Here is a 21,884-nt window from a genome sequence, read left to right as displayed (position 1 = left end):
GATTTCACCGACAAGCCCGGCCTCCGGCGGCGGTTCTTCTGAAGTGATCCCTGCGCCCCGGACGATCCCATGAAGGCACGACTGCGACGGCTGATGCCCGGAGCGCTGGTCCTCCTGTGCGGATGGCTCGGCTATTGGCTGGTGCAGGATGCCGCTCCTGCCCCTAGCCCGCCATTACCCCGGAAGCAGCTTGTGGCCACCCCGCGAAAGCTTCCGCCGGAAGCACCAAAGCCGACCAAGAGCCACGTCCGCGACCGCTTTCCCGACGGCACCACGATCGAAGTCTTCGGCAGTTGCCGCGAGGAGGAAATCATCCTCCGCTTCCCCACCGAGGCGAGCTACGACTCCTTTCTCCACGCGCTAAGACACAGCAGCGTCCGGCTGATCGATCGCCTCGACCTCCTGCGGGCAATCCGGATCGGATTCAATGCGGAGGAAATGGTGGTACTGACGGCCTTGTTCGCGGACGAGCAAATCACCACTTACAAGACCCTCACCCGCTTGCCCGAAGCGCCGCGCGCATGGGGCGGCGCTTCAGCGCACGCGGTGGCCTTCGGCGCCCAGGTGCTGCCATGGCTCGGCGTCACCGGCGACAATTCGCGCTGGGGCAGCGGGGTCAAGCTGGCCGTGCTCGACACCGGCATCGTCGCCCATCCCGCCTTGCCCCCCATCGCCCGGTCCATCGAGGTCTTTCCCTTCCCCGACGATCCCGCGACCACCCACCTCCACGGCACCGCGGTCGCCTCGCTCATCGCCGGCAAGCACCCGATGGTGCGCGGGGTGGCTCCCGCGGTGGACCTCATTTCAGTCCGCGTGCTCGATGACCGCGGCACCAGCGACTCCTTCGCGATTGCCGCTGGCATCCTCGCCGCCATGGATGCCGGCGCTGAAATCCTCAATCTCTCGCTCGGCGAACAAAGCGACAGCCCCTTGGTCGGCGAAGCGATCCGCATGGCCATCGATCGCGGGATCGTGGTCGTCGCCAGCTCGGGAAACGAAGGACTGCAGGAAGCGAAATACCCCGCCGCCTACGAGGGCGTGATCGGCGTCGGCGCGGTTGATGCCAGCGGCGAACGCATGGCCTTCTCGAATCTCGGCAGCGGCCTCGGCCTCACCGCCCCGGGCTATGGCTTGAATGCCGCGGCCCCCGGCGGCGGCTTCGTCGCCGTCAGTGGCACCTCGGCAAGCGCGCCCCTCGTCGCGGCCGCCATCGCCGCCGTGATGTCCGATGGCTCCGGCCGCCGGGTCAGCGCGGCAGAAGCGGTAAAAACCGTGCTCGCCTACACCGATGACGAAGGCCTTCCCGGACCCGACGCCGAGTATGGCAGCGGCGTCCTCAATCTCGGCCGCATCATGAACCGCAGCGTCCCCGGCCTCAGCGACGCCGTCATCACGAACCTTCGCCTCGTCCCCGCCAGCGGAGGAACCTCCCGCGATGAAGTCCAACTCACCGTCCAAAACCGCGGCACCGCGACTTTGATCAATACCCTCGTGGAAATCACCACCCCCGCTGGGAAAACCGCCATCAATGCCACCACCATCCCCGCCTGCGGCATTCAGACCTTCACCGTTCCACTAGGCACCGGGCGCGGCGACGGCACGATCTCCGCATCCGTCTCCTTGGGAAACTCGGCCATCGATCTCACGCCCCAGAACAACCACATCGAATCGGCCTTCTCCCGGCATTGATTCCCATCCGCGGCGCAAGGAGCCGCGCCTTACCGTCGCGACCGCCCATCCCCGTGGTAAGGAGCAGCGACCTCACTGTCGCTTTGGACGGTCCGGCCTCTTCGCCTCAGGAAATCGCGAAGGCAAAGTGTGTCCGGGAATGGTCGGGACAGTAAGGTCCCGGCGCCTCAGGGCCGGGCACTCCGCCGCTACTGCACCGCGTTCTTCCTCCCTCTTCTCATGCCTTTAAATTTCGCGCTTTTTCGCGCAATTTCGCGGTTCACCTCAAACTCCCCAATCGCTCGAAAAGCCAAGGCCCTTCGCCGCGAATCAACCGCCACGAATTTCGCAACATGCTCCAAACCACCACCCGCGTTTTGCCGCATAAAGACAAACCCCACCGCGCACACCGCTTCCATAAGCCATGCTCCGCGCCCTCACCTTCGCCCTGCTCCTCCTCACCCCACTCACCGCCGCCGAGAAGCGCATCGCCGTCTTCGTCGGCCTCTGCGACAACGCCACCCAAGGCATCGTGAAAGTCGGCGCAAAGATCGGCGACGGCGACAAGCCCGCTGACAATCTCTACTGGGGCTGCACCGACGGCCTGCGATCTCACTTCAAGGCAAGCAAGCGCTGGAAACTCGAGAAGACCGAGACCGCCACCGGCGACGACCGCATCCTCGAGCGCGTCACCTTCCGCCATGTCTCCGGCGATGCCATACTCGTCGCCGAGGCATGGCGCGGCTCGAAGCTTAAGGACTGCTACGAGGCCTGCGAAAAGGCCATGCTCTCTGGCGACAACGACCTCGTCACCTTCATCGGCCACAACGTGCTGATGGACGTCGCCATCGATGCCCCCGCCGAGAAAGCCAAGGGCAAGACCGACGCCATCGTCCTCTGCTGCATCAGCGACCGCTACTTCCGCCAGCGCCTGGAAAACGCCGGCGTCCGCCCCGTGGTGCTCACCACGCAGCTCATGTATCCCGGCTCCTTCATTCTCCACGATGCACTGGAGCCATGGCTCCAAGGAAAAGCCCGCGGCAACTTGCGCGATGCCGCTGGCCTAGCCTACGCGAGAAACCAAAATCTCAAGCCGGCCGCAGCGAAGGGCGTCTTCGCGCGGCTCGACCCGTGAGGTTTGTTAGATCAGATGGCGGACGGTTCCTTTGCGACCACGACTTTCGTCTTGGCCCACTCATCACCGAGCCGGCGCAGTGGCCCGCCCTTGTCCTTGCGCGTGAAGAGGACCACGAGCTCGATCAGCCCCACCAAAGGAATGGCCAGCAGGATATTGCGGGTGACGCTGGCTCCCCAGTCGCCTGAGAGGCTCTTGCCCTCGAGCGTCACCGCTTTGATCTTCATGATCCGCTTGCCGAGGCTATGGCCCTCCATGAATGGCAAGGCATCGCGAACCAGCATGTAGCCGATCCACGCCAAGATCGCGATCCGGGGAATCATCATCGCCACCACCATGTAAAGCCCACAGGCAACAAAAGAGTCGATGATCCCCGCAATCGCCCGCGTCTCGAAAGCAGCATCGGAGCCGGGCGTCGCCTCGTCGTCATCATCCCCATCCATCACCGCCTTGGACGGCGGCGTGTAGGGATCGACTGGCGGCGGTGGCGGCGGCATGTCACCCGTCGTCGGCAGGCTCGCCGGTGGTGGCGGCGGCGGCAGGTCCGGCGGCGGCGGCATCGAGGGTGGCGGCGGCGGCGGGAGATCTGGGGGAGGAGGACCGGACGACGGCGACTTGTCTGGTTCGTTTTCCATGGCTTCGGCGAATCTAGCAGAAATTCCTACACGGGTCGAGGGGCATCTGGGTCACAACTCCTCGCGCAGCCCGGCGAAGACGCGGTGCGAGAAATACCGCTCCATCCGATCGGGAAACACCGTGATCACCCGCACCTCCGGACCCAGCCGGCGCTTCACCTCCAGCGCCGCCGCGTAGTTCAGGCCGGAACTGGGACCAGCCGGAAAGCCGAGCGCCCACAACCGCTGCGTAAGATCCAGACAGAGTTCCTCGCGCACCACGATCTCCTCGATCGCGCCGCCTCGCGGGCCGTTTTGCCAATCCCGATACAGCGCCGAAAGCCCCTGCACCACCCCCGGCACCTCCTTGCTGAAAGCCAGGCTACAACACTCCGCATTGTCCCCGAAAGCCCGGCCCTCGGTCGGAATCGCGGCATACGCCCTCGCCCCGCAGCCCGCATCGTCGAATGCCTCCCACAGCCCCCGCAGCGTCCCGCCCGTGCCCACCCCGCTGACCACCGCATCCACACACCCGCATTCCATCTGCGACAGGATCTCCGGCCCCGTGAAAATCCGGTGCGCCTCGGCGTTATCGGGATTCTCGAACTGCCTCGCCGCGAACCACCCATGCGCCAGCGCCGCCGCCTCGGCCGCCTCCAGCACCGCCATCATCCCCCCCTCCACCCGCCGCACCTCGCCCCCATACGCCCGGATCATCAGCCCCCGCTCCTGGGTCGCCGTATTCGGAATGAAGGCCACGAATTTCAGCCCCATCTGCGCACACGCCAGCGCCAGCGCGATGCTGGTCGAGCCACTCGACGCCTCGACCACCGTGCCCCCCTCCCGGATCTCCCCCCGCCGCCACGCCTTTTCAAGGATGTGCCGGGCGATCCGGTCCTTCGTCGAGCCGCTGGGGTTCATGAATTCCAGCTTGCACCAGACCGGCCCCAGCGCCGCCTCGAGCGTCACCGGGACCAGCGGCGTCGGCGGGATCTGCCGGATAAACCGGCCGCCGGACGGGACCGAGCGCGAGACGGGTGCGAGTGCCATGGTCGAGTGCTACTCCGCCGCCCCCCGCCGACTCAAGCACTGCCACACCGGACCATCTAACCACGATCGAATCTTGCCCTGAAGGACGTTCGCGGCATCATTGCACCATGCAAGTGGTGACTGACCAGATCCGGAATTTCCTCCAGTACATCGCCGTGCAGTTCATCGAGTTCCCGGCCGAGGCCCAGCTCAAGGTCACCGAGCTCGGTCCCAAGCGCTTGCGTTTCAAGCTGGTGCTGCGCCAGTCGGATGTTGCCCTGCTCATCGGCCGCAATGGCTTCAGCGCCTCCGCCATCCGCGGCGTCCTCAAATCCGTCTCCGAGCGCGAGGACGTCAACGTCAGCCTCCAGATCCACTCCCACGAGGAAGAAGCCGAAATGCAAGCCCGCGACCCCCGGCACTGACCGCCAAAGGTCCGCAGGTCCCGGCTACCCGCTACCTGCTCCCTGCTCCGGAGGTTCTCCTTGCCAACCCGCGCCGCCCCCCGCTACCTTCCCGCCCGCCGCGCGAGACGCCTCACCGCGTTTCCCACAACGGTCCCGTAGTCCAACGGATAGGACGATGGCCTCCGAAGCCGTAGGTACAGGTTCGATTCCTGTCGGGACTACTTCTCATTGCAAATGAGCAACTTGCGGAGCTTAAACCAAACTCCGCAGGCCCGAATGGGAACAGGACCGGGAACGAATCCAAGGAAGACTTTACCGTTCGGCTAGTCGTCTCCCAGTTTCTCGGCGTCAGATGAGACCTCCCTTTCGGTGGTATCGTAATCAATGAGGAAGCTCTCAGGGCTCACTTTCGCGCGAGTCACGACACAGTGGCTCCATCCATTGTGCGAGAGCACCCGCTCAACATAGCTCGTCTCTACCTTGCTCCGCCATCCGATGATGACGCGGCGAACGCAGAAAGGAGGGATGGGGCAAAAGTAGAAGCCCCCGCCAATCTTGCATTCGGCCAGACTCTGGTAGAGCCGATACTCTTTTTCGTAAGCCCAACCTGTCGATTTCCGCGACGAGAGCTTCTTAAAAATGGGATCAAAGTATTCACGCCCGCCCTCGCCGTAGAACGAAGCGTAGTCAACGGATAGGCGCTCGTCTGAATACTCCATCTTGATGCACTTAGACGGATCGTCGGTCACTTCGAATTCCAACACAATCCCTCGATGATGATCCGCATAATGGGACCAGAGCACTGACTCTCTCGCATTATCGCTAAAGCAAATCACCCCAGCAGACTCACTCAAAACCCCTACGAATTTCCGCATTATGTAGTCCGCGATAGCTTCGCCTTCCGGGCGAATCCCAACAAGCCCGGGCAAGCACTCGAAGGGATCGTTCAACGCGTGGATTCGCCCAACCCGCAGGCGTTTGTCCTCAAGCGTTCGAAGAGCACCCACCGAATCGAAATAGCGAAAGAGACGCATGCTTCAGAGGGCTATCGAAAGTAGCGCGGGACGCACTATTTTTCGAGACCTTCAATTGCGCAGCACCAGCCACGCCTCCTAGGAAACCGTTTAGGGCTCGCCACCGCCAGCGATGAAGAGGACCGGCGGCGAGCCGGACGTCTACCGGCTGGATTGAGCGCGGGACGCCGGCGCGGGCGGTGGGGAAGCTGCCAACGGTGTTGGGATACGCTGCTCGCTGGAAATCGACTCGCCCGCGCGGCGGCACCTTCCCTACCAGTGTGCCTCGTGGCACTTCGATATTGCATGGAGGGACGTGGCAGTCTAACCGCTGGCGAGTGTATTTAATCAGTCCTGCCTCCGCCTGTAACCAAGCCGAGAGGCGGCGAGCCGGACGGCTGGTTTGAGTTGCAGCAGGTAGGAATGTTCGGCGTCGTCCAGACAGACTCTCCCGTATGACCCTCCTACAGAAAATCCTTTCCGCATTCGGTATTACTTCGGCGACAGGAGCGGCCAACCGTCGACGGACGAATCCGAACGAGTGGGCCAATAATGCCGCTGAACACTACGCCGGGGTTGCAGCAGGCGTTGAAATTAACAAGCGCTGCTCGATTCTCTCGCCAGCAGACGCCTTAAAGCTCGAAAACGACTTTGACGCTTTCACCGTAGCGCTATCTGGCAAGATTCATTCCGAGTTTTTGAGGCTCGCCAGGAAAGCGGCCAAGGACCTTGCAGCGGATGAGCCATATGGTTCATGTAGCTCCGATGCTCGAAAGTCGATTGAGGAAGCACAGGAGTCGGTAGCGTGGTGGCTCGACGAACTCACAAGCCATCCGGGCCAGCAGAACCCAACCATCCCACCTAACGCCTGAGCTGACATGAAAGCCAAGTCCCCGCGGCTCCTGCCGCTCCAGAATTACTTCGCTGAGGCCCTCCGCGAGATCCTCGAGGATGGGGAGCTGGCGCAGGCACGCGTTGCGGAAGCCACCGGCATCCCCGCCAGCCATCTCACCCAGATGAAAAAAGGCCGCCGCCGTTGCACCCCTGAATACGATCTCCGGCTCGGCAAGTTCTACAGTGTCAGCCCCGGCTACTTCCTCCGCCTCCAAATGGCCTACGAAATGGAAAAGACGGCGCGCGAGAAGGCAGCTCAACTCGCCCTCATCCAGCCTCTCCATCCGGTCTGATTCGCCAAACATCCCGCCCCGCTACCTTCCCACCGCCGCGCGAGACGCCTCACCGCGTTTCCCACAACGGTCCCGTAGTCCAACGGATAGGACGATGGCCTCCGAAGCCGTAGGTACAGGTTCGATTCCTGTCGGGACTACTTTTTGAAACTACGGGCCTTTCTCAAAGCCACAACGGATTCCGGCCACACCAACCGGGGAGCCGGCGGCATCGCCCTGGGATTTGCCGCCCGAAACCGGACTTCGGGATTGAATTACGAACCCTGCTTCGCGTTGCTTCCCCCCCGATGCGTATTGTCCCGCTACTCCGGCGCCTGTTGCCTTGTCTCGTCGCGGTCTCCGGAATCTCGCTCGCCGACCCGATCATGGTGGGTCAGGTGCTGGGTTTCACTCCCGGCATTCATGGGGCAGTGGAACTTGTTTTCCCGTCGGAACCCGCCAAATACTACCAGGTCCAGATTAGCGCCGACATGGCGACTTGGGATAACGAAGGATACTCGGTGAAGGGCACCGGCGGCCAGGTATCCGTCCTTGCCCGAACCCGCAATCTTTCGAGGGCATACTACCGGCTTCGCGATGACGGAGACCCCGGCAATGCCGCGCCTGCCGGCCCCGTGGGACCTGCCGGCAGCGACGCGAGCGTGACCGCCGCCAATTTGCTGGCGGCATTGCAGGCGATGAATGCGGCACAGGAGAGCGAGGCGCGGGCCGCCATCCAGGCCGGGGGCATCGCAGATTCACCGGTCCATGCCCCACCGCTTCTCGGCACACCCCATGCGCTGGAGAAGATCGCGTCAGGGCTGCCGCTGCGCATCGCTGCCGTCGGAGACTCGATGGCGAGCGGCCTCGATGTCGGCCCATTGATGGCCAAGCGCGGCTTCATCGGACTCACCGTCGCGGAAAGTCTCAAGACAGGAGCGGTGACCAATGTGACCTCTGATTTCGCTTCGTGGGTCAATGGGACACTCCAACGGTTCGCCCCAGGCAGCGCAGGCGAGTTCGTGCCCGACGGGTTGACGGGGGCCAATGGCTACACCCAGGGGAACAAGGCTGCGGTAATCTACATCGCCCGGCCCGGCGCGGGCACGTTCCGGCTTCAATCAAAATCGTTGGCGGGAGTCACAGTCGTGCTGGACCCGGCGATAGATGCCACCAGGGACGGCGCGGGCAACAAGGTCGCCGTGCCGACAGGAGTGGTACGGGAATACAATCTCCCCATCTCCGGCTATCCACCCTTCCGCCTGGTGGTGGACGCCGTCGCGGGCGGAAATGTGGATATCATTTGCGGCGCCATCTTCCCCACCATAGGGGGCGGCGTGACCGAGGTCCGGACGCTGTTGGCTACCGGCGGCGGACTCGAGCTCACGCACTCCTTGCAAACCCCGGCCACGATTCTCAATCCCATCTGGAAATGGCTCGCACCGGACGTCGTCTTTTCCATGTGGGCCGATGATGGCGCGAATTGGCAAAGTGGCGGCAACTGGCGCACCTACTACTCCCGCCTCATGGCCGCCCATGCGGACTGCGACTTCGTGCAGGTTTCGCGCAACCCATCGAGCGGAGAGGATGCCCTTTGCTCGGCCCAGGCAGATGCCCAGAGGGCATGGGCGCTCGAGGCCAACGAGGCGTTCATCGACATCAACTCGCTCTTTGGCGCGAGCTTCGCCAACGCGGCTGCCATGGAGGTGATGGGGGACAACGTGCACCTCAATGCCAAGGGCCACCGCCTGCGAAACCAGCACATTTGGTCAGTCCTGCCACTCGGGCACGAGCAGCTCGGGGCTGCCGGGCCGGATCGCTTGATCCAAGCCATGGCCGAGCCGAACTCGACGCCAGCATGGCTTTTCAAGAACCAACTCGCGGTGGCGAAGGGCCTTCGGATTCAGGACTATGTGCTCACCGGCACGGATGACTATTGGAACATCGATTCCCTTTCCCGGGTGATGACATTCAAGCGAGGGGCTGCCACTTTTTTTTCGTTCTCTGCCCAGGATGGCATGTCTGGAATCTATCCGGGATACAGCGGAATGAGCCTCGGCAATTCATCATTGCGATGGCGCGTCTTCGGGACCGGTCAATCCCTGGGCATCGTGACCAAGACCACGACCTATACCCCTCTCATCGATGACCACACGATGCTTGGGAATGCAAGCGGTGGAGCATTCTCATTCGTGCTGCCACCTGCGAACGCCACCGGGATGCCCGGGCGAATCTACGTGTTCAAGAAAATCGATTCGAGCCTGAACGCAGTGACGATCGACGGTGCGGGAAGCGAGACCATCGACGGCTCGCTCACCATCAGGCTAAACTCGCGGTGGGAGCGCGCGCAGATCCAGAGCAACGGCACTGCGTGGTTCCGTCTCGAGTAGCGCCCGGCTGACGGGCAGATTCGCCCGATGGACGAGCGCCTGCATTTGCCAAGCCTCCTCTTTCCATGAGGACTTACCTCAGATGATGAGGCACGGGGCCTCGCAGGGAGGGTCTCACGACCGTGCAAGACGCCTCACCGCGTTTCCCACAACGGTCCCGTAGTCCACGGACAGGACGAGGGCCGCCGAGGTCGTTAGTATAGGTTCGATTCCCGTCGGGACTGCTCCTTGAAAAGAAGGGGTTCGCACCACGGGCCGCTTTTCCTGCTCAATCGCTGGCCCAGTGCCGGGTTGGTGATTGGGAGCATTCGATGAACGTCTTCCATTGGTTCCTGAGCAAGGAGAGACAATACTTCCCTACCGGGCGCACCCGCCAAGAAGCGCGATGACTTCGACGACCACCACGTTGCGCCATTCGTTCAGGCACGCTAGGCTTCGGCGTGACAATCACAGAAGCGAAACGACTGGCCGATCTCGAATTGTGGGAAGATGCATGGCAGGCCATAACGGAACTGCCGCCAGAGGAGCGGACTGCGCCGCCGTTCATCCGGCTTCGCCTTCGGTGCGCCATCGGACTTGAGCGATGGGAGACGGTGAAGGAACTGGCCTCGCACTTGGCCAACGGCAGCGACGATGACCGCGTGGCAGCGGCCAAGGCTTTCGTGACGGTTGCCGGTGTCGCTACCAGATTCCGCCAGATTGAATCTGCCAGGCACCTGGTGCGATCCGCTGTTGAGGCGTGGCCCGACATCCGGGAGGAGGTCATCGACGATCCCGACCTGTCGGAGCATTTGCCTTAGCCGGACTCAAAAACCGACTTGGCGATACTTGGGACGGCGACCCATTTTAGGCTGACGCTATCGGCCAGTAGAAAAAACCGTCGGTTGCTTACTGCAGGAGCGGCACTACCGGTTCCGGACATGTCAGCAAAACAGAAGAAGCAGTTTGGCGTAGGGCTCGATTCGCGCCACGCCACGATCGTCGGATATCGGGATGCGGAGGCGACGGAATTCTCGGTGCTCGGCCATGCCGAAAACAAAGGCGCAGGCAGCAACTCCAACGAAAATGCCGCCAACAATCTTGAGAAAACACTGCTCCGCCAATACTTTGAGAAAATCACCAGCTACATGCAGAACGCAGACGAAATTCACCTCACAGGTACTGGAACGGTGCAGGAGCAATTCATCCACTACCTCGCGGACACCCCGCAGTTCAAGAACACGGTGACCACGGAGAGCACGTCCAGCAAAATGAGCGACGAGAAGCTGGTCGAGTTCGTGAGTTCCAAGTTCAACTAACAAGTGCTCCGGGTAGCAGCGTTCAACGCCGGTGGCTTTCGGCCTGCCGCCGCAATCACGGTGCCACTCTAGGGAGAAGGTTGATGGCGGTGGACGTGCCGGCTACCCTTTGCCGGCCGTTCGGTCTCTCATACCTGCTGCCGGGCACCCCTGTTTCATGGCGGCCGTCGCTCGAAGGTGTGGCGTTCTCACGCGCTCAACGTTCGGCAGCCTTCGCCTTGGCGGCGCTATAGGACTCCACCCATTCCTCGGCAATATGGACTTTGGCCCTGCTGCGCTCGTCGGCGTCGCCAATGTTCGCGATCACCTGATCGGAATAAACCTGCATCAGCTTGGTGTAGAGCTGATCGATGGAAGCCTGTAGCACTCGAATGTTTTCATCGCCGGTGGTCATTGCACCCGACGGATAACGAAAAGCCCTGCTCCTTGTCGAGAGCGCGAGGTCGGCGAGTGATCACCCCTCTCCCAACAACTCCCCGACCTTCGCGAAAAAAGTCGCGAACTCATCATCTCCCAACACCGGCTTGGAGGCGCCAAGCGCACCGTCCGGCGGCTCCGGCATGGTCACCCAACTACGACATCCGCCGTACTTCGCTTCGTAGGGAAATTCCCACGGCTGGGCGAGTTCGCTGACCCGCACCAGCGCGACGTGGATGCTGCCGCTGGCCATTCCCTTCCCTTCCCAGTCGAAGCGCTGGCGGATCGTTTCCTCGGTCCAGATGTGGAAGGGCTCCAGTGCGGCGACCTGATCCCAATCGGTCAGCGTCTTCGCCCACAGTGCTTCGGCGTGGTGGGTGATGGTGATCGTCTCGCCGATGGTCCACTCCGGCTTGGCCACGATCGAGCCTTCGCGGACGAACTGGTCCTGGTTGTGAAAGCGGGTGGGAAAGAGGAAGAAGCTCTCCTCGGCGAAGGAGAAGCCGGCGCGGCCCTCGTGGATGCCGCCCTTGCGCAAGATGATCGCCTGCCGGCCGCTCGCGAGCGCATCGCACACCACCTGCCATTCCTTGAAGCCGCTTGCCATGCGGCGGAGGTAGCGGGGCGGCGGGCGGCACTCAATGGCAAAGAGTGGTCCGCACACTCCGTGTGCGGTGGAAGCGAGAGGGTGGCGGACTTCACCCTCAGCTTCCCGGGCTGGCGAACCGCACACGGAGTGTGCGGACCACCTGGTATGCGGACCACGTTAGAACGCATTCTCCACCCGGTGCACCCGCGGCTTCTCCCCATCGGTCAGGATCACCTCGATCACGTCGAAGCGCCACGGAACCTCGCGCGTGCCGAGCAGCCGCAGCCACTCGGTGGCACCGCGTTCGATCAGCTTCTCCTTCTCCCGGTCCACGGCATCGAGCGGCCGGCCCACCATCCCTCCGGCGCGACGCGTCTTCACTTCGGTGAAGAGCAGCAGCTTGCCATGGCGCGCCACGATATCGACCTCGCCGCCACGCGGCGCCTTGAAGTTCTGGTAGAGCACCTTCGCCCCGCTCGCCGTCAGCCAGGCGCGGGCGATCTTCTCGCCCATCAAGCCAATCGCCGCGGAGCCAATCCCCTCGCCATCACGCCGGCTCAAACGGCAGCGGCAGTTGAGCGACGGGCTGAAACGAGCGGCGATGATGGCGGCAAGGCCCATGGCGATGGAGCGCTTCGAGGTGCTCCCTTGTGCCATATCCCATGTGCCGCTCAAAGCCGTATTGCGGAAATTCCAGCGCCACCTCCGTCATCAGCCGGTCACGCGTGACCTTTGCGATGACGCTGGCCGCGGCAATCGACAGCGACTTGCTATCCCCCTTTACCACGCCGTCGTGCGGCCATGGGAAAGCCGGCAAGCGCAGCCCATCGATCAGGCAATGATCGACCGCGCGGGCGAGCCCTTCCACCGCGCGCGCCATGGCAGCATGGGTGGCGCGCAGGATATTGATCCGGTCGATCTCGTCCGGCTCGGCGAAGGCGACGCACCACGCCACCCGCTCATCGGAGGTGATCCTGGCGTAAAACTGCTCGCGCTTCGCCGGGCTCAGCTTCTTCGAGTCATCGAGCCCCTTGCACCGCCACTTGGCAGGAAGGATCACTGCCGCAGCCGAAACCGGACCCGCCAAGGGACCCCGGCCCGCCTCGTCCACGCCGGCGACCATCAACAGGCCGCGGGCGCGGAGAGCGGACTCGAGCGAAGTATCGGGCACGCGACTAGAACTGCCGCATCCGGTCCACCATGGCCATATGAGAATGGTTCTGGGTGGCAAAAATCTGGGTCGCGAAGACCGTGCCGTCGCTATCGACGACCACGCCGATGCCGGTGGCATTCCACTCGCCCTTCATGTTCTTGTCGTGGCCGGAGGAGCCCTTCCACGCGCCGAAGAGCGTGTTGGCCGCGCTGCCGAAGTTGCCGCTGCACGTGGCGATGTTCTCGGCCACGCCGCTCATGCTCATCGTGCGCTGGGCATTCAGCGCCCGCTCTTCGAAGCCGTAGTGGGTGAGATTGCCCGAGGAACCGCTGAATTTCCCGCGATTGCGGCGCATGAATTCGGAATGCTGCTGCGCCATCCGGTCGAGACCGTCATGGCGGGAGAGGGCGGACTTGCCCTTGGTGGCGCGGTAGGAATTGACCTGCGCGTGGATGTTTCCGGCGATGCTTCCGTCGGACTTGGACACCGGCCCCGAGGACATCAGGACGGTAGTGGAATCGAGCTTCGGCCCGCACGACGCCAAGAGCATCGCACCCGCCGCAGCCACAAAAAGGTGGCAAGGAATCGTTTTCATGTGTGGGACAGCACACGCCGTATCGCAAAAGAGGCCCGAAATATAAAGTAAATTTTATATTCCCGAGACCTAACAATCCCAATCCATTGTCCCATTTTAGAAAAACAATCCACCCGACCCGCCTGCATTGACACCTTTTATCGTTCCTCCGGCCCCGTGACGCACCCGCTGCTTGCGCTACCGGCAATCCGCCCACACTCTGCCGAGCAGCGCATGGCCGAAGCGTCAACGGAGCAAACGATTCTTCTCGTCGATCAGGACCACGACTTTCTGGAGTGGGCCACCAAGCACTTGTCCGCGAAGGGAGTGCGCATTTTGCGCTGCGACCACGCCGACAATGCGGTGAAGGTCGTGGAGAAGACCGCAGTGGACGTCGTCGTGGCGGACATCCAGCTCCAGCCCTACGATGGCCTCGAGCTGCTTTCCCGCATCCGCCAGACCTCGCCGAATACCCTGGTGGTGCTGACCGCCGGCTTCCCGAGCACCGGCCAGGTGATCGAGGCGACCCAGCGCGGCGCCCACGATGTGATGCGCAAGGAATCGCTTCCCTTCGAGCTGCGCCCCGTCATTGAAAGCGCGCTACAGATCGTGGAAGATCGCCGCTCGGCCGACCAACCCGCCGCGGACATGCCGGTGCTCGATGGCCGCGTGAAGATCATCGGCGTCTCCCGCGCCTTGCAGGATGTTTTTAAGATTGTCGGTCGCGTTGCACGCTCAGATGCGCCGGTCCTGGTCACCGGCGAAAGCGGCACCGGCAAGGAGCTCGTCGCCAAGGCGATCCACGAATACTCGCCGCGCCGCCAGCAGGAGCTCATCACCATCAATTGCGGCGCGATCCCTGAGAATCTCTTGGAAAGCGAGCTGTTCGGTCACGAGAAAGGCTCGTTCACCGGGGCAATCGCGCGCCGCGCGGGTCGCTTCGAGCAGGCCGACGGTGGCACGCTTTTCCTCGATGAGATCGGCGACATGCCTCTGTCCGTGCAGGTGAAGATGCTGCGCGTCCTGCAGGACGGCACCTTCTCCCGCGTCGGCTCGAATGAAACCCAGAGCGCCGACGTGCGCATCGTCGCCGCAACCAACAAGATCCTATCCGCGGAAGTAGCCGGCGGGCGCTTCCGCGAGGACCTCTACTACCGGCTCAATGTCGTGGAGATCCGCCTGCCCCCGCTGCGGGATCGCGCGGAGGACATTCCCTTGCTGGCGGAGTTCTTCCTCCAGCGCATCACGCGCAAGAATGGCATGGCGAGGATCCGGCTGTCGGCCGAAGCGATCGCCGCCCTGCAGGTCCATCGCTGGCCAGGCAACGTTCGCGAGCTGGAAAACACCATCGCCCGCGCCTGCGCTCTCGCTTCCTCGACCGTCTTGCTCCCGGCGGACATCCCGCTGGCTGCGGCACCGGGGGCCGAGAAGGGCGCGCTGAAGCAGTCGCTCGACCGCATCATGGACTCCGTGCCCGCCGGGGAGAACTCCGTCCGATGGCTGGCCTCGGAACTCGCGACCCGCGCGCTGGAACGTGAATCCGGCGACCTGAAGGAAGCCGCGGCCCTGCTTGGCATCGGCATCTCCGACTTGCGCAGTCTCCTGGCAGAGACCCACACCGGCTCGCTCGAAGCCGCGAGCGGCCGCTGAGCCGACTCGTCCGACTCACCGCTGGCCATCCCTTTCGCCGCACGCTACGGTCCGCCCATGTTTCGCCGCACCCTGCTCGTCCTGCCTTTGGCGACGATGCTGTCCGCGGCCCCGAAACCCGCGGCCATCCCGGCTTTCAAGGAAGGCCTCGACGCTCTGTCGGCCCGGCTCTGGGAAGTCGCCACCGCCCGATTCGAGACGGCACTGGCCACGCCCGACCTCGATGCCGCCGGCCGCCAGACCATCCTGCTGCGCCTCGCCGAGACCCGCATCCGGGCCGGTGAGTCCGCGGCAGCGCTCAAGACCCTGGAAGACCCGGCGCTGACCGGCCATGCCGAGCTCGCCTTCTGGAAAGGCCAGGCGCTGGCCGCGGCCGGGCGACTTCAGGAGGCATTGGCCGAGCTCGATGGCCCCGCGATCCTGCCCGCCGCCCCGCATTGCCGTGAGGCCCTCTTCACCCGCGCCGCGCTGCTACAGGCGCTGGGCAATCCAAATGGTGCCTTGGAAGCCCTCGCCGTGCTGACCAAGGACCGCGACGCGGCCACGTTCCTGCGCGCTCGCTTGGAAAGCGCCGATATCCTGCTTTCGCAAGGCCGCGCCGAGGACGCCCTCCTGGCGATCCCACCGGTGAACGCACGGATGACGCCGCGGCAGAGTGCCCGTGCCGAACTCCTGCGCGCCCAGGCGCAATTGGAAAAGGGCGAGTACAAGGCCGCGCACGGCATCTTCTCCGCCCTCCTGGCCAAGGCGAAGGACGACCCGGCCGCCAAGGCTTACCGTCACGAGGCCGCCGTGGGTCTGGCTCGCGCCCAACTCGCCGCCGGCAATCGCGAAGCGGCCACCGACGGCTTGATCGCCTTCATCGAGGAAGAGCGCGAGTCGCCGAAGATCGGCCTGGCCTTCCCCGCCCTGCTCGATTGCTTTCCGGCAACTCTCGCCGCGGACGATGTGATCCTGACGCGCCTGCGCGAATGGTGCCCGCCACCCGTCATCAAGGTCCCTGCCATGATGTCCGCTGGAAATGGCGGCGCGGGCGTCTGGCCGGCGAGTCCCATGGACGACGATGAGCTGGCCACCCAGGCGCTCTATCATCTCGCGCTCGGCCTGCGGCGTGAAGGATCCCCCCCCTCGAAGGAACAGGCGCGGCGGCTGCTGACCCGGCTGCGGCTCGATTACCCGAAGCATCCGCTGGCGGAGCGGGCATTGTTAGAGAACGCCCGCTGGGACCTGGCCGATGGCCGGAACGATCAGGCCGCCGCAGCACTGGCCGCGCTCGATGGCAGCAGCAGCGCACCCGCCTTGCGCGCGGAGGCCTCGATTTCCGCCGCCGCCAGTGCCTTCGCCGCGGGCGACTACGCGCTAGCTTCCGGCGAGTCGGCGAAGGCTGCGAGCTTGCTCGATGGCGACGCCCGCCGCGGTGCCACGCTGAATGAAGCGATTGCACGGCTGGCCGCCGGCGACTTGCCCGCCTTTCAGAAGCTCATGGCCGATCCCTCGGCGCAGGGCGCGGTGAAGACCGAGCTGGAGCTGGAGCGTGCGCTGTTCCTGGTAGCCAGGCGGGATTCCTCCGCCTTGGCGACGCTCGACCGCTTCATTCTCGACCACCCGGATCATCCCCGCCTGCCCGAGGCGCGACTGGCGGCCGGCTTGGCAGCATTGGAAAGCACACCGCCGGATCCGGTCTTCGCCACCGCCCAGCTCGACAGCCTTTCGCCCGAGCAAGCCGGTGAATTGCCACCCGCCGCACTGGCGCTGGCCCGCATTAAGATCGCCGACCGGGAGCAACGCTGGGCCGATGCCGTCGCGCTGGCGCAGGAGTTCCTCACCAGCTTTCCCAACGATCCGCGGCGCAATGAGTTCCGCTTCGAACTCGGCAACGCGCACTACGAAAACGGCGATTACAACGACGCACGTCTCGCGCTCGCCAAGCTGGCCGCCGAAGCTCCGGACGCGCCCCAGGCAGAGGCCGCGCTGCTGCTCGCGGCACGCTCCTCGGCACTGGTCACCACACCGGAAGCGAAGCAGGAAAGCCTCGTCCTCTTCGACAAGGTGATTGCCCGCAAGGGCGACCTTGCCGATGCGGCGCGGCTGATGAAAGCCCGCGCGCTCGGTCCAGCCGATGCCGCCAAAGAACTGCTCCCGTGGTTCGAGCAAATGAAAAAGGACCACCCGTTGCGCCTGCGGGTCGGCTTGGAACTGGGCGACGCACTCTACAACAGTGCCGTCGCCGACCCCGCGCCACTGGCACAGGCGCTGAAGATCTACGAGACCCTGCTCGCCGAGCTGCCGGCAGATTCCCGCGACCGCCCGGAGATCGAGTACCAGCGCGGCCGCGTGCTGGAGCTATTGCCGGATGCGAAGCTGCCGACCAAGAAGCGCGAGGCCGAAGCGCTCGATGTCTATTTCTCCGTGCTGGAAGCCGCCACCCGCCAGGCCCCGGCCGACTGGCGCTGGGTGGACCGCTGCGGCGTGCGCGCGCTGAAATTGTTGGAGACCGCCCAACGCTGGGAGGCCGCGATTGGCGTCGCGGAGATGCACGCGAAACTCGCCAGCCCGGGCGCCCCGGGGGCCGCCGAACGAGCCAAGGCCCTCAAGCTGGAGCACTTCGTCTGGGACGAGGAGTGACCGGCGGCGACGGGATTGACCGATCCCTTCAATGCTCCACCATCCCGGCAATGTCCTTGCCGACTTCGCTGAAGGGAATCCGCTGGAGGAACCGGCTCATCGGTGTCTTTCCCTTTTTGGCGAAGCTCAATGAGCGGCGCTGGATCCTTAAATACGCGGACATCTGGCGGAAGCAGGGATGGCAATCCGAGCCCGCCCCGTTCTTCGTCCGCCGTGCGATGATCCTCGCGGAAGCCCGCGCGATTAATGCGCAGGTGTTTGTCGAAACCGGCACCTTGTATGGGGACACCCCCTGGCACTTCCGCCACACCTTCCAGAACATCCACACCATCGAGGTGGAGCCGAATCTCGCGCAGCTCGCCCGCGAGCGCTTCCACAAGCAGCCGCACATCCGGGTCTGGGAGGGCGACTCGGCATCCCTGCTCGCGGAGGTCTGCCAAGGCATCGAGAAGCCCTGCGTCATCTACCTCGACGGGCACTACTCGCACGGCATCACCGGCATGGGCGAGGATGAGTGCCCCGCCATCAGCGAGCTCCGGAATATCTTCGAAACGCTGCGCCACCCCTTCCGCATCGTCATCGACGACGCCCGCCTGTTCGGTACCAACCCGGCCTACCCATCCATCAAGGCGATCGAGGACTTCCTCGCAAAGAACGGCTGGTCCGCCGCCATCACCGTCGAAAACGACGCCATCCTAATCCGCCCCTAACAGGCATCCGGGTAGCCCACGACTCCGTCGGCGGAACGTGGTGCATGCTCCCCACTGGGAACGCGGAATTCATTCCGCCCGAATCGCAGGTCCCCACCCTACAGGCGGGATAAATCCCCCGCGTTCCCAGTAAGCCGTCCTCACCCCCGCGAGTTCTCCTCATCGATCTGCCCGTTCAACGTGCAGTAGTCGTAAAGGTAGCCGATCAAGAACAACCCGCCCGTCACCATCCACAACAGCCCCGTCCAGATCTTCCCCATATAAAAGCGATGGATGCCGAACATCCCCAGGAAGGTCTGCAGCAACCACGCCACCGAGTAATCGATGCGGCCGGTCGCAAACTTCCGCGCCGCGTCCCGCTCCATGCTTGGGATCAGAAACAAGTCGATCAACCACCCGATCCCCAGCAGGCCGAGCGTGAAAAACCAGATCGCGCCGGAAATCGGCTGGCCGAAGTAGAAGCGGTGAGCACCGGTAAAACCGAAAATCCAAAGCAGGTAACCGATGACCTTGCTGTGCGTTTGCGGACGTTCCATGGCCAAGCATCATCGCCGGATTACGCCAACGCGCGATGGGAATTGCGGGACGGGTTTGGAGTCTCAGGTCAGCGCTTTTTCTTTGTTGCCGGGATTTCCACGGCACCTGAGAGATCCATCTGCGACAAAGAGGTGGCCTTTGCCGACCCGTCGACGCCGACAATCATCACCTTGTCATCTACCGGCGGAAAAATAAGCACCGGGCGTCCCGGATCACCTACCGGAACCGCGTTGCCCGGAAAGTAATACCACTTCGCCCCGGGATCGTCGCTCACTCCAAGCAAGCGGTCCAAGTCATCCACGCAACCCGCGGCTTCCAACTGCTCCAAAACCCTGGGACCGGTAAGCCCGGAGAAGGCAGGCACCTCTTTGGCCAGCTCGTTAGAAGGAAACGACCCATAGTCGTTGTCGAAGTGGATCAGCGCGAGATTGAGTTGCTTCGCATGGGTGATCACTTCCGTTCGATAGGATTCTTTTTTTCTCTGCTGCAAGGTCGCCAGCAGCAACATCGCCACGAAACTGGTGATCGCCAGCCCTGCGATCCACCAAGCATAGCTCTCTTGGCGCCTGTTATTTCCCACGACCACGACTCCCACGGTGACCAAGAAAGTAGTAAAGCGCAAGTTTGGCACCATCGGACCCGGAGTTTGACAGCTCCCCTCCGCCACCGGAGCATCGCCCATGACCAAAGCCCTGCTCACCGCCGTCATGTCTGCCGCCCTTGCCACCGCCACTATCGCGGAAAACGAATTCCGCCACGTCGTCTTCTTCAAGTTCAAGGCCGAGGCCACGCCGGAGCAAGTGAAGGAGATCGAGAAAGCCTTCGCCGAACTGCCGAAGAAGATCGACTCCATCAAGGGCTACGAATGGGGCACCAGCGAGAGCGTGGAGAAACTCAACGACGGCTTCACCCACTGCTTCTTCGTCACCTTCAAGGACAAGGCCGCGCTGGAAGCCTACCTGCCCCATCCCGCCCACAAGGAGTTCGGCGCCAAGCTCAAGCCTCTCCTCGAAAAGGCCTTCGTCTTCGACTACACCGCAAAGAAGGACTGACCGCCTTCCGGCTCCTGGTTGGCACTTGGAACTTCTCACTTGGAACTTCACCCGATGCGCCCGCTCCTCATCCTGCTGTCCCTCATCTCGCTCGCCCGGGCGGAACTCGATCTCAAGCCGCTCGAAATCTGGCTCGGCAAGCAGAAGACTCTCCAGAGCCTCGATGCGGAGTTCGTGCAGGAGCGCAAGCTACCCTCGCTGAAGAAACCCGTCACCACTCCCGGCCGCATGCGCATGGTACGACCCGGCAAGCTCTGCTGGGAACTCGGCAATCCCGTCAAGACCCTCGCCGTTTCCGACGGCACCACGATGACGCTGCTCGATGTGTCCAAGAAGCGCGGCAAGAAGATTGACACCAGCTCACCGGAAGCCCGCCAATTCACGCTGCTCTCCGACGAGGCGTTCCGCGACCTCGCCGGCTTCCAGAATACCTTCGAGCTGGTCGAGTCCCGCATGAGCGGCTCGATCTATCAGCTCACCGTGCGCCCGAAGGACAAGTCGATGCGTAAGCACGTCACCTGGATGTTCCTCGACATCGACACCCGCAACCACGAGCTGCGCGCGCTGGATCTGGAGATGGACGACAAGTCGCGCATCCGTACGGTCTTCTCCGACACCAAGATCAATGCCAAGGTGGATCCCGCGATCTTCACGCCGGATACCGCCGGTTATCTCATGAAGTGAGGTGACCGGGGGCAGCGGCCACATTGCCCGCCAGAGGGGTTTGACGGAATACCGCGATTTCCATCTTCCCCTCCCCCGCCAGCGCCCTGTTAGTTTCATCCCATGAGCCCCGAGATCCGCGCCTTGATCCACAATGCCTTCACCGGCGGAGCCAGCGACGTGTTCATGATCGAGGGCGAGCGGCCCCGGGTCCGCGGTGACGGCGAGATCATCATCGCCCACGGCGGCCCGATCACCTTTCAGGATGTGGCGGAGATCTGGAAATCCTGCGGGCTCAATCCCGAAACCGACAGCGACGGCGACTCCAGCTTCGAGGTGGAAGATGTCGGCCGCCTGCGGGTGAATGGCTACCGCACGCTCGGCCGGCTGGGCGTGGTGATGCGGCCCATCAAGAAAAAGATCCCTTCCTTCGAGGAACTCGGCCTGCCCGGCCACCTGCTCGCCTCGTGGATGGAGCGGCGCTCCGGCCTCATCATCGTCAGCGGGCCGACCGGCTCGGGCAAGTCCACCACCATCGCCGCCTGCCTGGAATGGGTGAACCGCCACCAGCAGCGCCACGTCGTCACGATCGAGGATCCCATCGAGTATCTCTTCGAGAACGACCGCGCATGGTTTTCCCAGCGCGAGGTGAAGCGGGATACGGAAAGCTTTCACATCGCGCTGCGGGCGGCGCTGCGGCAGAACCCCGACATCATCCTCTTCGGCGAGATCCGCGATGCCGAGTCCGCCTTCGCCGCCCTGCGTGCCGCCGAAACCGGCCACCTGGTGATCTCCACCCTCCACGGCTCCGGCGTCGCCGGCGTGCCGGTCGCGATGGAGCGGCTGAACCGCATCATGAGCGACTCGGTTTACACGGGCGCCGCCAGCCTGCTCTCGCACCAGCTCATCGGCGCGATCGCCCAGCAGTTGCTGCCTCGCCTCGACGGCGGCGTGGTCGCGGTGCTGGAGTATTTCCAGAACGAGGCGATCACCCGCAAGTTCCTGGGCGAAGCCAATTACGACGAGCTCAAGGATCACCTCAACAAGTGCGACGAGACGCAAGGCTGCTCCTTCCTGCGCTACCTGATCGCGGCCACCCAGCAGGGCATCATCGATCCCGCGGTGGCGCGCTCGGCCACCGACCGCCCGCAGGATTTTGATCGCGCCATGCGCGGGATCTCCTAATTTCACCGA

Annotated in this window: 24 protein-coding genes and 2 tRNA genes; 16 read left to right on the top strand and 10 right to left on the bottom strand. The window is 63.6% G+C overall.

Going from position 1 to position 21,884, the window contains the following annotated elements; translation table 11 throughout:
* The first annotated feature begins 69 nt into the window (after nucleotides 1-69).
* Together OKA05_RS27630 and OKA05_RS27625 are read left to right on the top strand one after the other, a co-directional pair.
* Complete coding sequence (locus tag OKA05_RS27630; protein ID WP_264490456.1) at nucleotides 70-1,689, top strand: S8 family peptidase; 1,620 nt, start codon at nucleotides 70-72, stop codon at nucleotides 1,687-1,689.
* Between the two features lie 403 nt (nucleotides 1,690-2,092).
* The gene (locus OKA05_RS27625; RefSeq protein ID WP_264490455.1) at nucleotides 2,093-2,803 is read left to right on the top strand and encodes a hypothetical protein; all 711 of its coding nucleotides are present in this window, start codon (nucleotides 2,093-2,095) and stop codon (nucleotides 2,801-2,803) included.
* 11 nt (nucleotides 2,804-2,814) lie between these two features.
* Here the strand turns inward: OKA05_RS27625 and OKA05_RS27620 are convergent, their stop codons facing one another.
* Both OKA05_RS27620 and OKA05_RS27615 read right to left on the bottom strand, forming a co-directional pair.
* Nucleotides 2,815-3,438, bottom strand: coding sequence for an RDD family protein (locus OKA05_RS27620; protein ID WP_264490454.1), 624 nt, complete (start codon nucleotides 3,436-3,438; stop codon nucleotides 2,815-2,817).
* Nucleotides 3,439-3,489: 51 nt separating this feature from the next.
* Nucleotides 3,490-4,467: a PLP-dependent cysteine synthase family protein gene (locus OKA05_RS27615; protein ID WP_264490453.1), complete on the bottom strand. Its 978-nt coding sequence runs from the start codon at nucleotides 4,465-4,467 to the stop codon at nucleotides 3,490-3,492.
* Between the two features lie 107 nt (nucleotides 4,468-4,574).
* Between OKA05_RS27615 and OKA05_RS27610 the strand changes: the two genes are divergently transcribed.
* Together OKA05_RS27610 and OKA05_RS27605 are read left to right on the top strand one after the other, a co-directional pair.
* The gene (locus tag OKA05_RS27610) at nucleotides 4,575-4,871 is read left to right on the top strand and encodes a KH domain-containing protein (protein ID WP_343227005.1); all 297 of its coding nucleotides are present in this window, start codon (nucleotides 4,575-4,577) and stop codon (nucleotides 4,869-4,871) included.
* Between the two features lie 131 nt (nucleotides 4,872-5,002).
* Nucleotides 5,003-5,074, top strand: a tRNA-Arg gene (locus tag OKA05_RS27605).
* A gap of 102 nt (nucleotides 5,075-5,176) precedes the next feature.
* On the opposite strand, the gene OKA05_RS27600 is transcribed toward OKA05_RS27605, so the two are convergent.
* Nucleotides 5,177-5,887, bottom strand: coding sequence for a DUF2971 domain-containing protein (locus tag OKA05_RS27600; RefSeq protein WP_264490451.1), 711 nt, complete (start codon nucleotides 5,885-5,887; stop codon nucleotides 5,177-5,179).
* 434 nt (nucleotides 5,888-6,321) lie between these two features.
* Between OKA05_RS27600 and OKA05_RS27595 the strand changes: the two genes are divergently transcribed.
* The 6 genes from OKA05_RS27595 (at nucleotide 6,322) to OKA05_RS27570 (ending at nucleotide 10,720) form a co-directional block, all read left to right on the top strand.
* Complete coding sequence (locus OKA05_RS27595) at nucleotides 6,322-6,738, top strand: hypothetical protein (protein ID WP_264490450.1); 417 nt, start codon at nucleotides 6,322-6,324, stop codon at nucleotides 6,736-6,738.
* A 6-nt stretch (nucleotides 6,739-6,744) separates the two neighbouring features.
* Nucleotides 6,745-7,053: a helix-turn-helix transcriptional regulator gene (locus OKA05_RS27590; RefSeq protein ID WP_264490449.1), complete on the top strand. Its 309-nt coding sequence runs from the start codon at nucleotides 6,745-6,747 to the stop codon at nucleotides 7,051-7,053.
* Nucleotides 7,054-7,121: 68 nt separating this feature from the next.
* Nucleotides 7,122-7,193, top strand: a tRNA-Arg gene (locus tag OKA05_RS27585).
* Nucleotides 7,194-7,340: 147 nt separating this feature from the next.
* Entirely contained in the window at nucleotides 7,341-9,422 is a 2,082-nt protein-coding gene (locus tag OKA05_RS27580; protein ID WP_264490448.1) for an SGNH/GDSL hydrolase family protein, read from the top strand.
* A 440-nt stretch (nucleotides 9,423-9,862) separates the two neighbouring features.
* The gene (locus OKA05_RS27575) at nucleotides 9,863-10,222 is read left to right on the top strand and encodes a hypothetical protein (RefSeq protein ID WP_264490447.1); all 360 of its coding nucleotides are present in this window, start codon (nucleotides 9,863-9,865) and stop codon (nucleotides 10,220-10,222) included.
* Between the two features lie 120 nt (nucleotides 10,223-10,342).
* Entirely contained in the window at nucleotides 10,343-10,720 is a 378-nt protein-coding gene (locus tag OKA05_RS27570; protein WP_264490446.1) for a hypothetical protein, read from the top strand.
* A gap of 196 nt (nucleotides 10,721-10,916) precedes the next feature.
* On the opposite strand, the gene OKA05_RS27565 is transcribed toward OKA05_RS27570, so the two are convergent.
* From OKA05_RS27565 to OKA05_RS27545, 5 genes are all read right to left on the bottom strand, one after another.
* Nucleotides 10,917-11,114 carry a hypothetical protein gene (locus OKA05_RS27565; protein WP_264490445.1) on the bottom strand — a complete coding sequence of 66 codons (198 nt, stop codon included), beginning with the start codon at nucleotides 11,112-11,114 and terminating at the stop codon, nucleotides 10,917-10,919.
* A gap of 60 nt (nucleotides 11,115-11,174) precedes the next feature.
* On the bottom strand, nucleotides 11,175-11,744 hold the full coding sequence (locus OKA05_RS27560) for a DUF1802 family protein (protein WP_264490444.1): 570 nt from the start codon (nucleotides 11,742-11,744) through the stop codon (nucleotides 11,175-11,177).
* Nucleotides 11,745-11,903: 159 nt separating this feature from the next.
* Nucleotides 11,904-12,287: a YraN family protein gene (locus OKA05_RS27555; RefSeq protein WP_264490443.1), complete on the bottom strand. Its 384-nt coding sequence runs from the start codon at nucleotides 12,285-12,287 to the stop codon at nucleotides 11,904-11,906.
* On the bottom strand, nucleotides 12,274-12,897 hold the full coding sequence (rnhB, locus tag OKA05_RS27550) for a ribonuclease HII (RefSeq protein ID WP_264490442.1): 624 nt from the start codon (nucleotides 12,895-12,897) through the stop codon (nucleotides 12,274-12,276). Before rnhB ends, OKA05_RS27555 begins: the two co-directional genes overlap by 14 nt.
* A 4-nt stretch (nucleotides 12,898-12,901) precedes the next feature.
* The gene (locus OKA05_RS27545; RefSeq protein ID WP_264490441.1) at nucleotides 12,902-13,474 is read right to left on the bottom strand and encodes a CAP domain-containing protein; all 573 of its coding nucleotides are present in this window, start codon (nucleotides 13,472-13,474) and stop codon (nucleotides 12,902-12,904) included.
* Nucleotides 13,475-13,687: 213 nt separating this feature from the next.
* Here OKA05_RS27545 and OKA05_RS29310 point away from each other — a divergent pair, with 213 nt between their 5' ends.
* Genes OKA05_RS29310 through OKA05_RS27525 form a run of 3 tightly spaced genes read left to right on the top strand, consistent with a single transcriptional unit; the run spans nucleotide 13,688 to nucleotide 18,438 of the window.
* Nucleotides 13,688-15,103 carry a sigma-54-dependent transcriptional regulator gene (locus tag OKA05_RS29310; protein ID WP_319800672.1) on the top strand — a complete coding sequence of 472 codons (1,416 nt, stop codon included), beginning with the start codon at nucleotides 13,688-13,690 and terminating at the stop codon, nucleotides 15,101-15,103.
* 57 nt (nucleotides 15,104-15,160) lie between these two features.
* The gene (locus OKA05_RS27530; protein ID WP_264490440.1) at nucleotides 15,161-17,728 is read left to right on the top strand and encodes a tetratricopeptide repeat protein; all 2,568 of its coding nucleotides are present in this window, start codon (nucleotides 15,161-15,163) and stop codon (nucleotides 17,726-17,728) included.
* Nucleotides 17,729-17,778: 50 nt separating this feature from the next.
* Nucleotides 17,779-18,438 carry an O-methyltransferase gene (locus OKA05_RS27525; protein WP_264490439.1) on the top strand — a complete coding sequence of 220 codons (660 nt, stop codon included), beginning with the start codon at nucleotides 17,779-17,781 and terminating at the stop codon, nucleotides 18,436-18,438.
* A gap of 140 nt (nucleotides 18,439-18,578) precedes the next feature.
* On the opposite strand, the gene OKA05_RS27520 is transcribed toward OKA05_RS27525, so the two are convergent.
* Together OKA05_RS27520 and OKA05_RS27515 are read right to left on the bottom strand one after the other, a co-directional pair.
* On the bottom strand, nucleotides 18,579-18,974 hold the full coding sequence (locus OKA05_RS27520; RefSeq protein WP_264490438.1) for an NINE protein: 396 nt from the start codon (nucleotides 18,972-18,974) through the stop codon (nucleotides 18,579-18,581).
* A 68-nt stretch (nucleotides 18,975-19,042) separates the two neighbouring features.
* Entirely contained in the window at nucleotides 19,043-19,609 is a 567-nt protein-coding gene (locus OKA05_RS27515) for a hypothetical protein (RefSeq protein WP_264490437.1), read from the bottom strand.
* A 46-nt stretch (nucleotides 19,610-19,655) separates the two neighbouring features.
* Here OKA05_RS27515 and OKA05_RS27510 point away from each other — a divergent pair, with 46 nt between their 5' ends.
* The 3 genes from OKA05_RS27510 (at nucleotide 19,656) to OKA05_RS27500 (ending at nucleotide 21,875) form a co-directional block, all read left to right on the top strand.
* Entirely contained in the window at nucleotides 19,656-20,027 is a 372-nt protein-coding gene (locus OKA05_RS27510) for a Dabb family protein (protein WP_264490436.1), read from the top strand.
* Nucleotides 20,028-20,081: 54 nt separating this feature from the next.
* Entirely contained in the window at nucleotides 20,082-20,711 is a 630-nt protein-coding gene (locus tag OKA05_RS27505) for an outer membrane lipoprotein carrier protein LolA (RefSeq protein WP_264490435.1), read from the top strand.
* 102 nt (nucleotides 20,712-20,813) lie between these two features.
* The gene (locus OKA05_RS27500; protein ID WP_264490434.1) at nucleotides 20,814-21,875 is read left to right on the top strand and encodes a type IV pilus twitching motility protein PilT; all 1,062 of its coding nucleotides are present in this window, start codon (nucleotides 20,814-20,816) and stop codon (nucleotides 21,873-21,875) included.
* The last annotated feature ends 9 nt before the right edge of the window (nucleotides 21,876-21,884 follow it).

This window comes from Luteolibacter arcticus, assembly GCF_025950235.1.
Taxonomy (GTDB): domain Bacteria; phylum Verrucomicrobiota; class Verrucomicrobiia; order Verrucomicrobiales; family Akkermansiaceae; genus Haloferula; species Haloferula arctica.
This window is presented reverse-complemented; position numbering and strand designations above follow the sequence as displayed.